Below are 13,703 nucleotides of genomic sequence, written 5' to 3'. Positions count from 1 at the left end.
CCTTATTCCTCAGTCAACGCGGAACCTGCCCGGTCGAGCAGCGGTTTGAACAAATAGTTGAGGAGTGAACGTTCACCGGTGCGCACGAACATTTCCGCCGGCATGCCAGGCTTGATCACCAGGCCGTTGAGTTTTTCCATGGCCTGATCACTGACGCTGCTTCGCAGTACGTAATACGGCGCACCGGTTTTCTCGTCGACCATCTGGTCGGCGGAGATCAGGCTGACTTCGCCGGGCACGCGCGGCGTGCGGCTCTGGTTGAACGCCGTGAACAGAATGTCCACCGGCAAGTGCGTGCCAACCTTGTCGACCAGGTTGACCGGCAGGTGCCCTTCCACCTCCAGACTCGTCCCCTGAGGCACGATCTCCAGCAGAGTTTCGCCCTGACGCACCACCGCGCCCACGGTGTGAACCCCGAGGTTGACCGCAATGCCATCGGCCGTGGCGATGATCTCGCTGTGTTGCAGATCGAACCCGGCGGAGGTCAATTGCTCTTCCAGCGTTACGCTTTTCAATTGCGCGTCGGCCAGTTGGGTACGGACTTCTTTCTGGTATTCCTCGATGTGCTGTTGCAGTTTCAACCGCGATTCGAGGATGCCCTGCTCCACACGGCCGCTGTCGCCGGTGTTTTCTGCCAATTGTTGCTGAACTTGCGACAGCTGACGCTGGTACTCCATCAACCGATTGCGCGGGATGTAGCCGTTATCCGCCAGGGGCTGAAGGTTGCTCAGCTGTTGTTGCAGAGAGCTGGCCTGGGCAGTCAAGTCCGTGCGGGCGCGGCGCATGCCCGCCAGTTGCGCGCTGGCGCCTTCGATGCTGGCGCGCAAGGCAGCCTGCTCGCGGGAAAACGCCTCACGGCGGCTGCTGAACAACTGCCGTTGACCTTCCAGCACCAAGGCCAGACGCGGGTCAGGATTGTTGCTCAGTTCAGCGGGGAAACTCACTTGCTTGAGGTTGTCCCGTTCACTCTGCCACCGCGCCAGACTGGCCCAGGCCATGCGGTATTGCGCTTGCAGCGATTGCACGTCCGCGGCGACTTGCGTCTGGTCGAGCTGGAACAATGGCTGGCCTTGCGTCACCACTTGACCCTCGCGCACCAGAATCTGGCTGACCACCCCACTGCTCATCGATTGCACGGCTTTGCGCTTGCCCGACACCACGACCGTGCCTTGCACGGGAATGCCTTGGTCAAGAGGCGCAAGACTGGCCCAGGTAAAGAAACTGCCGGCGCCGACGATCGCCAGAATCCAGCCCATGCGGGCGAAGAAACGCGCGTCGCGCTCAGGGCGTTCTGCGATGTAGTCGTGTTCCATGGTGGCTTCGCTGATGTTGCTCATACGCCCGAATTCCTTGTCGAGGGCTGATACTGACGGCTCATGCTGAGTCCACCCGGTGCTTGCGCGGCTTTTTCCCGTTGCTGTTCGTGGGCGCCGGAAAGTGCCTTAAGCACGTCCTGGCTTGCACCAAAGGCTTGCAAGCGCCCTTCGTTGAGCACCAGCAACTTGTCGGCCTGGGCCAGTGCCGAGGAGCGATGGGTCACCAGAATCACGCTGGTGCCTTGGGCTTTCATTTGCGCAATGGCGCTGGCCAATGCCGCTTCACCCACGGTGTCGAGGTTGGAATTGGGTTCATCCAGCACCACCAGGCGCGGGTTGCCATACAACGCACGCGCCAAGGCCACACGCTGCTTCTGGCCCCCGGACAAGCCGCTGCCGTCCTCGCCGAGCACGGTGTCGTAGCCTTGCGGCATGCGCAGGATCAGTTCATGAACGCCAGCCTGTTGCGCGGCTTCAACGACTTTTTGCGGGTCCGCCTCGCTGAACCGGGCGATGTTTTCAGCGATGCTGCCGCTGAACAATTCGATGTCCTGAGGCAGGTAACCGATGTAGGGGCCGAGATCGTCGCGGTTCCAGCGATGAATGTCCGCACCGTCGAGCCGCACCGTACCGCCCAGCGTCGGCCAGACGCCCACGAGCACCCGGGCCAATGTCGATTTGCCGGAACCGGAAGCCCCGAGTACGCCCAGGACTTCCCCGGCACCGAGGCTGAAATTGACCAGATGCAGCGTGGCGGCTCGTTGCCCCGGCGGCGCGGCGCTGACCTGCTCGAACGCGATCTGGCCTTTCGGCGCCGGCAGCGCCATGGCTTCGTCACTCGGTGGAAAGGCTTGCAGCAACGAATCAAGACGACGATACGCGAGCTTGGCGCCGCTCCACTGCTTCCACACGGCAATCAACTGATCGATGGGGCTCAGGACGCGGCCCATCAGAATGGAGCCGGCGATCATCATCCCGGCCGTCATATCACCCTTGATCACCAGCAATGCCCCCAGACCCAGCACCAGCGATTGCAGGCACAGGCGCAGGGTTTTGCTCAGAGAGCTGATGACGGCACCGGTGTCGCTGGCCTGGTTCTGCAAGCCGAGGAAACGTGAATGGACCTGGAACCAGCGTTTACGCAATGCCCCGAGCATGCCCATGGCCTGAATGGTTTCGGCGTTGTGCAGGTGACTGGTGGCCAGTTGGCTGGATTTCTGGGAAAACCCTGCGGCTTCGCCCAAGGGCTTTTTGGTCATTGTCTCGTTGAGGCAAGCAAGGCCAATTAGCACCACCGCGCCCACGGTCGCAAACACGCCGAGCCAGACATTGAACAGGTAGATCACAAACAGATAGACCGGAAACCACGGCGCATCGAAGAAGGCAAACAGCGCAGGACCGGTGACGAATTGGCGAATTTGCGTCAGGTCACCCAAGGCTTGCCCGGCGTTGCCCTCGCCCTTGAACAGGTTGCGCTCGAATGCGGCCTGATAGACCCGAAGGTTGAAGCGGCGCTCCAGTTGGCTGCCGATGCGGATAACGATGAAGCTGCGCACGATCTCAAGCAGACCGATGAAGGCAAAGAATCCGACGACCATTAAGGACAACATGGCCAGTGTTGTTTCGTTTTGCGAAGACAGCACACGGTCGTAGACCTGAAGCATGTAAATCGACGGAACCAGCATCAGCACGTTAATTAACGCGGTAAAACAGCCGACGCTGATCAGGATGCTCTTGTAGTCGCCCAGCGCTTTGAATAAGGGTGCGGTGGCCGGGCTCTTTGCCATCTTCATGGATTATTCCTGAGGTGTTATTCCTCGCCCTGTCTGGCGAAGTTTCCATTAACTGTCCGCGCAGAGGCGGATATAGGCTTTGCAGTAGCGCTTACAAACTAATAACAACTTTTCGTGGGCGGCAGAGCGCCTCGACTAGTTGTGTTGTGCTTATGTCGGCAATGACGAACGTTATAGTCGAATCGTGTTATTGCACCTGGCGCACAAGTGTTATGACCAGATCGGATTTCAATGTGGCTTTATACGATCCGTCGCGTTGGCGGCTGAGAAATAGAATCTTCGAACCTTCTTTGCCGGTGATCGCCAGCCCATCCGGCTCAGGGAACCAGCCAATCGCAGATTCGCCACCCAGCCAGGCGCTGAGACAATCGGCGCCCTCACCCAGCGTCTGTTTCGGTTGAAAGTCGATGACGCAGACGTTTGACGGTTTGTCCTGCAACGCCTGGGACTCTGACGAGTCATCTTTGGCGATCAGGGTCGCCTGCCATTTGCCGGCCAATTCCGAGGGGTCTGCTAATTTCAGGCTGCTCGCCATGGCTACATCTCCAAAAATCATCATGAACGTCGCCAATAGCCACGCGGTTGTTCTGTCGGTGAAGCCGTTATGGATCATAAGGCGCTTTACTCATTTCAAGGGGCAGAGAGCAGCGCGTCTGCGCCGCCCTCCTTTTCACCTCACATTACGCAGCGATGTCGGAGTAAGCCGCCTGGCCTACGGTGCTGACCAGGAAATCAGCCACGCCATGCCCGGAGAAGTCCACCGACAACAGGCTGTTGCCGCCCGATGAGGTCAACACCGCATCGCCTGCCGCACCGGTGAACGAGTTCACGAAATGCAGGCCCGCGCCGTTGGTAATGCCGGTCAGGTCGATCTTGTCCAGGCCGCTGACAAAATCGAGGATCTGGTCGACAGCACCGGGTTTGGAATCGCTGCTGGCGGCGAACACGAAGGTATCCGAACCGGCGCCACCCCACAGTTTGTCCGCGCCGCCCGCGCCGAAGAGGATGTCGTTGCCGGCACCGCCCTTCAGTTCGTTGGACACGCTGTTGCCGATCAGCAGGTCGCTGCCCGAACCGCCGATAGCGTTCTCGACGGTGACGCCCTTGGCGATGGACACGTTACCCACCAGGCCGCCAACGTCGGAGAACGAGGCCTCATTGAGGTTAATCTTCTGGTTTTGGGTAAAACCGGAGAAGTCCAGCGTGTCCTTGCCGCCCGCATCCCATACCGAAAACACAACCTTGTCCGACGACGAAGTCGCACTCAGGAAGTCGCGCCCGGCGTTGGAGTTGAAACCGTAAGTGGTATCGCCGGTTCGGGTGGTGGTGTTGGCACCGTAGAGCTTTTGGATGGCCGCGATATCGTCCATCAGCGGACCGGATGAATAGGCTTCGACGCCACCCTTGCTGAAGTTCTGGCTGGTATTGCTTTCACTCCAGTAGCTCATGACGCTGTAACCGCGGGTGTCTTGCCCGTAGGAAGCGTCGTTGTAGGTCGGCGCGCCCTCGCCTGCGTTGTAGTCGCCAGGGTGGGCAAGGCCCAGGGTGTGACCGATTTCGTGAGTCAGGGTTTGCCGGCCGTAATTGTTCAGGTCCGGCGTCTTGTTTGGCGTGTAGCTGCTGTTGGTCAGGTACCAGGAAGTACCGTCGTAACCCGCGCCGGTGCCAGGCAGATAGGCGAAGGCCGCTGCGCCATCCTGGCCGCCGCTGTAGTTGCCGAAGGTCATGTGACCGTCGCCGCCCGTGGCCTTATCGGTGAACGTGACATTGGCCACATCGGCCCAGGATTGCATGGCAAGCACAGCCTGGCCTTTCTGCTGAGCACTGAACTGGCTGAACCCGGTGATCCCGTGTTTGTTCATGGTGCTCGACGACGCCGAGGTCAGGAACGTGTAGGTGAGTTCGATTTTGCCGCTGCCGTCCTTGTCCTGGTAGGCAGCGCCATCGCGCAGCAATTGGGTAGCTGCCTGGTCGACGGAGAATGAGGGTTTGCCATTGACCATGAGGTTACCGCCCCGATCATACTGATGGCTGAAGCTATTGATCTGGTTGAACGCAGAACTGGATGCAGCCAATGCGTGCAGCGGCTGGAACGCCTGTTCGGCGGTATCAATAGCGTTGTCTTTTACTTTCGACATAAACACACTTCCTTGTTTAGCTATGGAACAGTTTTTTGTCAGACAGCGACAATCTCTGGCGAGATCGTCCTATCACTCGCCCAATGAAGGCGAAAGAAAACTGACACAATTTGAAATCAACCGTCTACATTTTTTTTGACGTCAAATTGAGTTGTTCCTGCAAGTACCCGGAAACAATGCCTTCGCTGTCTAAATATTGTTTGTTAGATGGCGGTTTGCGCAAATTGTCTGACAATTCGTTATTTAATTATTAAATAGAGGTAAGTTTGTTTTTTGTCGATGGGGTCTCACTTTGCGTGAGTTATTAACATGAGTGCCAGCGCATTGATATCAGTTGGATCTTCATTGGATTAGAGCTTTTGGCGACTGCTGCGCAGCCGAACGCAGGCTTCGGCAGATACTCACAACCAACCTCCCCAATCGCCAATAGCAAAAAACGACTGCCGTTGGTCAACGACAGCCGTTAACAGATAAATACGCCCTGGCTCAGAGAAGCGACCGATACGCAGATGACCAGCATTCAAGCAGACAGGCATTCCATTGCCTCCTAACCATTGAAAAGAGGCCAGGAATCTACCTCAACTCCCGGTACGAATCTTGTTCCACACCCGCGTACGGACCCGGTCGATGTTCAGCGGCATAGCCTCCAGCGCAAACAATTTCCCCATCATGTCCGGGCTCGGGTAGACCTTGGTGTCATTCTTGATCGCCGGGTCGATCAGGCTGTCGGCCTGCTCGTTACCGTTGGCGTAGTGCACGTAGTTGCTGATGCTGGCCATGACGTCCGGGCGCAGCAGGTAGTTCATGAAGGCATAGCCGGCCTTTTCGTCCGGGGCGTCTACCGGCATGGCGACCATGTCGAACCAGATGGCGGCGCCTTCCTTGGGAATCGAATAGCCAATGTCGACGCCGTTCTTGGCTTCTTTCGCGCGGTTTTCAGCTTGCAGAATGTCACCGGAGAAGCCGACAGCCACGCAGATGTCGCCATTGGCCAGGTCGCCGGTGTACTTGGACGAGTGGAAATAGCTGACATACGGGCGGACTTTCATCAGCAGCGCTTCAGCCTTTTTGTAGTCTTCCGGGTTCTTGCTGTGATGCGGCAGGCCCAGGTAGTTCAGGGCCGCCGGCAACAGTTCGGGGCCGTTGTCGAGGATGGCCACGCCGCACTTCTGCAGCTTTTGCATGTTTTCGGGCTTGAAAATCAGGTCCCAGGAGTCCACTGGCGCGTTATCACCCAACACGGCCTTGACCTTGGCGATGTTGTAACCGATGCCGGTGCTGCCCCAGAGGTACGGGAAGCCGTGTTCGTTGCCCGGATCGTTGGTTTGCAAGGCCTTGAGCAACGCCGGGTTGAGGTTTTTCCAGTTCGGCAGTTGGCTCTTGTCGAGTTTCTTCAGCGCCACGCCTTGAATCTGCCGCGCCATGAAGTGGTTGGACGGAAACACCACGTCGTAACCGGATTTGCCGGTCATCAATTTGCCGTCGAGGGTTTCATTGCTGTCGAAGACGTCGTAACTGAACGCGATGCCGGTTTCTTTCTGGAAGTTTTTCGTCGTGTCCGGGGCGATGTATTCCGACCAGTTGTAGATCTTGACGGTCTCAGCCGCGTGGCCGAGGGTCGCGAAGAGCGCAAGTGGAGCCAGAGTCAGTGTCTTTCGGATCATGAGTCGATTCCTGATGGGTTTATTGTTGTTGGCAGGCAATCAGAAGATCAAAAAATCAAAACGTAGGTCTTGCGTACGGTTTCCTGGATATCCCAGATGCCGAGGCTGTTGGCTGGCAACATCAGTGCATCGCCGGCTTCTATGTGCAGGGTTTCACCGTCATCCGGGGTAAAGGTGCAGCGTCCCTGGATGAAGTGACAGAACTCCTGGGCGACGATCTGCCGCCGCCAGCGGCCGGGCGTGCATTCCCAGACGCCGGTTTCGACGCCATCGTCGCGTTCAACGCTGGTGGTCGAGGCCACCGCCACGGGCATGCCCAGCGGCACGGCGACCGGATTCGACTCTTCCAGCTTCAGGGTTGCGGTGTTCTTGAATTGCGTGATGCTCATGGGAGTACCTGTCGATTGAGCCTATAGATGAAGAGCGCGCCGTTTACTGCATGAAACCTTCCATGAAGCCGGCAATACCAGTGGCCAGTTTGCGACGCCAGGGTGCGGTGGCCGGGTTGGCCAGGGTCTGGTCTTCGTGGACGAAGCTGCGGATGATTGCGTTGTAACCAAGCCAGCGGCAGGGCTCCGGCTCCCAGGCCCTGAGCGCGTCGAGCCCGCCATGGATGACCCACGGCTGGCGAACCAGCTCGGTGTCGCGCCGCAGAATCAGGTCGGCCAGGGTCCGGCCACCCAGGTTGCTGGCACCGACGCCCTCCCCGCCATAGCCACCCGACAAGGCGATGCCACTGGCCTGATCGCACAGCATGTGCGGCTTGAAACGCCGGGACATCCCCAGGTTGCCGCCCCAGGCATGGGTAATCCGCACGTTCTTGAGCTGCGGGAAGAGTTCGCCAAACAGGTAACGCCGCAGCTCCACTTCGCTGGTGGTCAAGTCGAAGTCGTGGCGTAACTTGGCAGCGAACTGATAACCGCCCCGCGCGCCGAACACCAACCGGTTGTCAGCCGTGCGCTGACCGTAAGTGACCTGGCGACTGTTTTCGCTGAAGGCCTGGCCGCGACTCAGGCCGATTTCATCCCACGTGGCAGCGGATAACGGCTCGGTGGCCACGATCAAGCTTTGCACCGGCAGCTGATAACGCCCCAAGGGTGGCAAGGTGACCGAGTAACCTTCGACCGCCGGCACGATCCAACGGCTACGAACCGAGGCTTTCGCCGTGCGCAGGCCACCCGACTGCCACTGGGTGACCGGGCTGTTCTCGTAAATCCTGACGCCCATTTTCTCCACCGTCCCAGCCAGACCTCGCACCAACTTTGCCGGGTGAATGGTCGCGACGTGCGGTGCATAGATACCGCCATAAGGTTTGGCGACTCTGATCTGTTGCGCCAACTGCTCGGGGCTGAGCCAGCGGTAATCGCTTTCGGTCAATCCCTGGCGGTAGAGCGTGTCGAGATAATGCCGAAGGCTGGCTTCCTGTTCCGGATAGCGTGCAGCGCAATACAGCGCCCCGCCTTTGCGGTAATCGCAGTCTATGTTTTCACGCTCAAGGACAATCCCGACTTCATCTGGAATACCGTGCAGCAAATCGAAAGAAGCCCGGCGCTGTTCGGGCGGCAAGTCGGCGAGCAAGCGGTCTTCGCCCAGCACATTGCCCATCAGCCAGCCACCGTTACGCCCCGAGGCGCCAAAACCGGCGGTTTGCGCTTCAACGATGGCGATGCTCAGGTCGGGCGCCAGGCGCTTGAGGTAGTACGCGGTCCAGAGCCCGGTGTATCCCGCGCCAATGATGGCGACGTCGACGTCCAGATCCTGTTCCAGCGCCGGTCGCGCCAATAATGGCTCGTCGAGTTGATCCATCCACAAACTGATAGTGCGCCACGCCGACATGCAAGACTCCGCCACTCAAACTTCGATGGCGTCGATCCTAGTGCGTGGACTTAGAGACTGTCTTGCGCGCGTGCACGCAAAGAAATTTGTTTTACGTAGGCCTTGGGCGACTGGCCGGTGTGCTGACGGAAGCAGCTATAGAACGCCGACAGCGAATTGAACCCGGCGGCAAACGCCAGTTCGTCGATACGCAGTGGCGGCGTGGCGTTATCCAGTGCTGCGAGCAAATGCTGCAGGCGCGCCTGGTTGACGTATCGGTAGAAGCTCTGGCCAAGCACCTGATTCAGCAGATAGGAAATCTGATTGCGGCTATAGCCGCACTCCTTCGCCACCCGTTGCAGGTCGAGTTCGGGATCGAGGTATGGTTGTTGGCGCTGAAAATACTGCTGCAAGTCTTCAGCCATGAAGCTCAGCTGGCGTGCAGACAGCCCGAGTCGACTGACCGCCGGACGTTGGCTGCTGGCGGCTTTGCTGACAGGCTGTTCATGCACCAGCGAGGCATATTCGTTGACCCTCCAGATCAGTCCGTGACGTACGGTAATCGCCTCGCTGGCCCGGAACGACACCAGACCTTCACCGCCGCGAAGGGTGATGCGGTACTGAATGAACGCCGTGTTGCCGTCCAGACGAATACGGTCCGAGTGCTCCAGGGCCTCATCGGGATCGCGGGGCATGCTGCTGCGCACGTATTCACGTAATTCGGACAGCCCCATCACACGGTTCTGGAAAAAATCGCTGTACTGAATCTCTGGGTGATAGAGCGCCATCACCCCGTCCAGGTCCCGGTGTTTCCAGCGCAAGTGATAACGCATCACCGTGTCGCCCGTGGCCTGGGTTTGCAGCGGACCATCATCATCGGCGTGCATAAAGGACTCGGCGAAAAAAAGCCGAGCTTGCCGAAATTCCGTCTCGGCTTCAATGACCAACCAGTAGTGGCCAACTGCCCGACACCGACCGTTCCCGTGACTTGCATCAAAAAAACTGAACCAATCGCTAAACGGCCTGAAAAATCCACATTGTTTTCACATTTGGCTGCTACTTTTAAAGGCAGTCACCGGTTGAGCCATTGAAGGCTCTTCCCTCCTAACATGAGCTAAAGGAAGCGCTCGATGAATGAGGCGGGCTGCATATGAATAAAGGGTTCAGTAAAGTCACCTTTCCAAACGCCTGCCAGCTGATGCGCTGGCATTTTCATCCCATGGGTTTCGAGGCGAGCATGGATGCGCCGGGCAGCATGATTGCCCGTCTATTTGACCGTGCCAGTGGCGAGACCATGATCGCCATCGCCGGCATTCCTTGCGCGACGGTAATGAATGCTGCGGATGTAGAACGAATAATCGAAGCGGTGGAAGACGAGCTTGAGGCTTTCATTCCGTCCGCCGCCCTCAGGAGCTATGCCTGAAGGCTGAACTTTCAACAACAAGCCCACGTTAAGTGGGCTTTTTTGTGCGCGACGATCTTTGGCGGTTCACGCCGATGTCTTGCCCTGTCGGTGATCGGCAAAGAACGCTTTGCCCTTGCCGATCCGATCGGAAGCTTTAGGCAGGTTGGCTGCTTGAGTGTCTTGCCCATCGACATACCAATAGCAATGACTCACCGCCCGAGTGATGCCGACGTAAGCCAGCCGCAGGATCTCGTCTTTCTGTGCGCTGTCATACGCTTCGCTGTCGCCAGCCTTGCCCAGTCCGGCCATGCGGTAGACCTGGTTCTTGTACGGAGAACTGGTCAGGTGCTGACAATCACCCAGCAGGAACACGGCGTCAGCCTGAAGTCCCTTGGCGCTGTGGTAAGTCAGTTGTTTGAGCCGTCGTGCTTCGTACGGCAAGCTAGAATCAACATTAACTACAGACTGAATATGCTCTTCTATCAATAGCTTATCGCTGATTTTTCGATAAAGCATCAAGATTGAATCGCCCTTTCTGTAGTGTTCCATCAGGCGTTTGGCCATGCCTTGATCGTCGCGATCGAGAACGTTAACCGGCAACAACGCCTTCGGCTCGCCACTGGCCTTGGCCTTCTTGCCTGCGATCGCCGGCGCCGCGCGAACGATGTGTTCGGCCGCATCGATGATGTGCTGATGGCTGCGGTAGTTATCGGTCAGCATCACCTTGGTCGTGCTCGGCGAAGGGAATTCCTTGTTGAACTCCATGAAATACGTCGGCGAACTGCCCCGCCAGCCATAAATGGACTGCCAGTCATCGCCGACACAGAGCAACGACGAACGTTGTGCGCCGCGCCCCACGTGCATGGCCGGGCCGCGACTGCGGATTTCCGTCAGGCTCGCGCGAATCCAGGAAACGATCTGTGGCGATACGTCCTGAAATTCGTCGATCATCAAGTGCGACATCGGCCTGAGCAGCTCATCACTCAGCAGCTTCAGGTTTTCCGGCGAATGTTCGCTGAACAAGGCGAACATCCGGTTGTAGGTCATCACCGGTGGCTTCTGATCGAGCAGATGATCTTCCAGCGCTCGCCAGTACAGGCTCAAGGCCTCGAAGAAAAACCGGTCCGGGTCGTCCTTGGCAAAACTCATCTGGCCCACGGCATTGGGTACATCCAGGCCGAGGTTCTCGATAAACCCCGCCGCAGCGACAAAACAGTCCAGTAACGGCGCAGAGCTGAGTTCGCCCTTGACCTTGTAATCGAAGCCCGGCCCGGCACTGGCATCGCCTCCAAGGGACGCTAATACACGCTTTGATGACTCGTAACTATCAAGCCATATCAATGGTTTACGACAGAAAGCTTGAAACAGGGTGCGTTTGACCGCCCATTCCGCACGCACGCTCAATTTGGAATTCGGGCGGCTGACCTGCGGGTTTTCCCGGGGATCGAACCCCAGCACCACCCAAGCGTCCAGGCTCGGAATATAGCCATGACAATGAAACGTTGAGCCGTTGATATCGAACGTCTGGCGCTTCGGCTCGATGCCTTTGATTGGCCAGGCACCCGCGCGAAACCACAAATCTTCGATAGCGTCGCAGAGCTCTTCGTCGCGCTTGGCGGCCAGTTCGGTCACGGCCATGCGTTTCTGCACGTCCGGGTGATCGCGCTCCAGCTCTTTTAGCTGCAGCGCGTGACGGGACAATGGCTTGATCAATTCGCGAAAGCGCTCATTGCGCGTGTGCAGGCTGTGATAGCAAGCGTTGAGTTGCTGGCGTTGGGCGTCGTTGATGCGCAGGTCGAAAGGATTGCTGTCGACCTCCTCATCGCCGCTTTGAGCACGGTGACTGAGGTTTTCGAAGGCTTGTAGCCGCTCGAAGCCCGGCAGGCTGCGAACCATTGGCAGGATTCGCGAATGGAAGGTGCGCACCAGATCACGCGCCTCTTTGAAACTGAGCGACCGGCCCCAGAGTGCAAACAGCTCGATCAGTTTGTTGATGAAGTCTTTGCGCGATTCACGGGTAAAGGTCACCACCGTCATCGAACTCAGCTCGAACCCCAGATAATGGGTCAGCAGCAAAATACGCAACACCAACGTGGTCGACTTGCCCGCACCCGCGCCGGCAATTACCGAGGTCGAGGGTGTGTCACTGAAGATCATTTTCCACTGCGCGGCACTGGGCTGGGCGTGCGGTGGCAGCAGTCGAGCGACATCCGTCTTCATGCGCTTCTTCAACTCAGCGTTCAACGGCAGACGCCAATCATCGAACAGATTCTCGTCAACGTTGGGCGGCCGGTGTTCGGTCGAGCGCGAGTCGCGGATCAGCAATACCTGCCGACCTTCTTCCAACCCTTCAAGCTTGCCTTCCTTATAGCCGTAATCCACCCCGGCACTGTGCCCGCTGCGAAAGCCATCGGCCTGGCCGTGCAGCCAGGATGCCCGGTGCTGTGCGCGCAGACGCGTCAGGCCGTGACCAAAGAACCGGGCGGCCAGACGCTTGAGCAGCGGCATCTCGGCCAGGGGACGAAGTTCAGGAGGAAGATCGGGGGTGTGTTGCGGCACGCGGGCTGACTCCAGGGTGTGAGGCTGTTGGGGCTATGGTGTCTGCATTTGCCCTTCAGTTCTAGTGAAATGCTTACAGGTCATTGGCTTATGCGATGAAGTGAAGGTTGGGTGAGAATCTTTCGAGGTGAATTGATATCAGTTTATTCGATTGTATTGAGGCATTTTTTACGCTTTTTATCGATTGATGCTTGATAGATGATGCTCGCCATCAACCACCGGTTCTCAGGCGCTCTGCCCTGCCCCATGACGAACCTTTTCAGGAGACGATCATGCTTGAACTCAGACCCTTCAAATCCCTGGGCGGCGCCAACCATGGCTGGTTGGATGCTCATCACCACTTTTCGTTCGCCGAATACCATGACCCAAAACGCATGAACTGGGGCAACCTGCGGGTGTGGAACGACGACGTGATTGCCTCTGGCACCGGTTTCCCGAAACACCCGCACAGGGACATGGAAATCATCACTTATGTCCGTGAAGGCGCAATCACTCACGAAGACAACCTGGGCAACAAGGGTCGTACCGAAGCGGGCGACGTTCAGGTCATGAGCGCCGGCACCGGGATCGCCCACAGTGAATACAACCTGGAAGCGACCGAAACCAGGATCTTCCAGATCTGGATCATCCCGAACGAATCCGGTTTGGCACCGTCCTGGGGCGCCAAGCCCTTTCCGAAAGGTCAGCGCGAAGGTTTCGTGACACTGGCAAGCGGCAAGGCCGGCGACGATCAAAGCCTGCGGATTCGAGCCGATGCGCGTTTAGTGGCCGCGAACCTCAAGGCCGGTGAATCCGCCGAGTATCGTCTGGACAATGGCCGTCGCGCCTATCTGGTACCGGCTACCGGTGTCATTGAAGTCAATGGCTTGCGTGCACAAGCTCGAGACGGTATTGCCGTTGCCGATGAGCAAGTGTTGCGGGTGACCGCCATCGAAGACAGTGAAATCGTTCTGGTGGACCTGGCTTAATCGTCAAACGCAGGGCAAAAAAAGGGGCGACCGTCATGGCCGCCC

At 58.0% G+C, this 13,703-nt stretch carries 11 protein-coding genes; 2 read left to right on the top strand and 9 right to left on the bottom strand.

Annotated elements, in window-relative coordinates:
* Window positions 1–2: 2 nt before the first annotated feature.
* The 8 genes from ACYZTZ_RS12540 to ACYZTZ_RS12505 all read right to left on the bottom strand — a co-directional run bounded on the left by ACYZTZ_RS12540 (window position 3) and on the right by ACYZTZ_RS12505 (window position 9,613).
* Window positions 3–1,337, bottom strand: coding sequence for an HlyD family type I secretion periplasmic adaptor subunit (locus ACYZTZ_RS12540; protein WP_461998413.1), 1,335 nt, complete (start codon window positions 1,335–1,337; stop codon window positions 3–5).
* Entirely contained in the window at window positions 1,334–3,109 is a 1,776-nt protein-coding gene (locus tag ACYZTZ_RS12535) for a type I secretion system permease/ATPase (protein WP_461998412.1), read from the bottom strand. The genes ACYZTZ_RS12540 and ACYZTZ_RS12535 overlap by 4 nt, the downstream gene beginning before the upstream one ends.
* A 187-nt stretch (window positions 3,110–3,296) precedes the next feature.
* Window positions 3,297–3,722, bottom strand: a complete 426-nt coding sequence (locus ACYZTZ_RS12530) for an AprI/Inh family metalloprotease inhibitor (protein ID WP_461998411.1) — start codon at window positions 3,720–3,722, stop codon at window positions 3,297–3,299.
* A 67-nt stretch (window positions 3,723–3,789) separates the two neighbouring features.
* Window positions 3,790–5,247 (bottom strand): serralysin family metalloprotease, encoded by a 1,458-nt coding sequence (locus ACYZTZ_RS12525; RefSeq protein ID WP_461998410.1) that lies wholly within the window; start codon window positions 5,245–5,247, stop codon window positions 3,790–3,792.
* Window positions 5,248–5,825: 578 nt separating this feature from the next.
* The gene (locus ACYZTZ_RS12520; RefSeq protein WP_461998409.1) at window positions 5,826–6,911 is read right to left on the bottom strand and encodes a polyamine ABC transporter substrate-binding protein; all 1,086 of its coding nucleotides are present in this window, start codon (window positions 6,909–6,911) and stop codon (window positions 5,826–5,828) included.
* Between the two features lie 47 nt (window positions 6,912–6,958).
* Window positions 6,959–7,300 (bottom strand): cupin domain-containing protein, encoded by a 342-nt coding sequence (locus ACYZTZ_RS12515; RefSeq protein WP_056743722.1) that lies wholly within the window; start codon window positions 7,298–7,300, stop codon window positions 6,959–6,961.
* A 43-nt stretch (window positions 7,301–7,343) separates the two neighbouring features.
* Window positions 7,344–8,747, bottom strand: coding sequence for an NAD(P)/FAD-dependent oxidoreductase (locus ACYZTZ_RS12510; protein ID WP_461998408.1), 1,404 nt, complete (start codon window positions 8,745–8,747; stop codon window positions 7,344–7,346).
* Between the two features lie 50 nt (window positions 8,748–8,797).
* Window positions 8,798–9,613 carry a helix-turn-helix domain-containing protein gene (locus ACYZTZ_RS12505; RefSeq protein WP_461998407.1) on the bottom strand — a complete coding sequence of 272 codons (816 nt, stop codon included), beginning with the start codon at window positions 9,611–9,613 and terminating at the stop codon, window positions 8,798–8,800.
* Between the two features lie 263 nt (window positions 9,614–9,876).
* Here ACYZTZ_RS12505 and ACYZTZ_RS12500 point away from each other — a divergent pair, with 263 nt between their 5' ends.
* On the top strand, window positions 9,877–10,149 hold the full coding sequence (locus ACYZTZ_RS12500; protein WP_046048374.1) for a DUF1652 domain-containing protein: 273 nt from the start codon (window positions 9,877–9,879) through the stop codon (window positions 10,147–10,149).
* 66 nt (window positions 10,150–10,215) lie between these two features.
* On the opposite strand, the gene ACYZTZ_RS12495 is transcribed toward ACYZTZ_RS12500, so the two are convergent.
* On the bottom strand, window positions 10,216–12,690 hold the full coding sequence (locus ACYZTZ_RS12495; protein WP_461998406.1) for a UvrD-helicase domain-containing protein: 2,475 nt from the start codon (window positions 12,688–12,690) through the stop codon (window positions 10,216–10,218).
* Window positions 12,691–12,962: 272 nt separating this feature from the next.
* Between ACYZTZ_RS12495 and ACYZTZ_RS12490 the strand changes: the two genes are divergently transcribed.
* Window positions 12,963–13,658: a pirin family protein gene (locus tag ACYZTZ_RS12490; protein ID WP_056743751.1), complete on the top strand. Its 696-nt coding sequence runs from the start codon at window positions 12,963–12,965 to the stop codon at window positions 13,656–13,658.
* Window positions 13,659–13,703: the final 45 nt, after the last annotated feature.

Source organism: Pseudomonas sp. LB3P58, from assembly GCF_054897895.1.
This window is presented reverse-complemented; position numbering and strand designations above follow the sequence as displayed.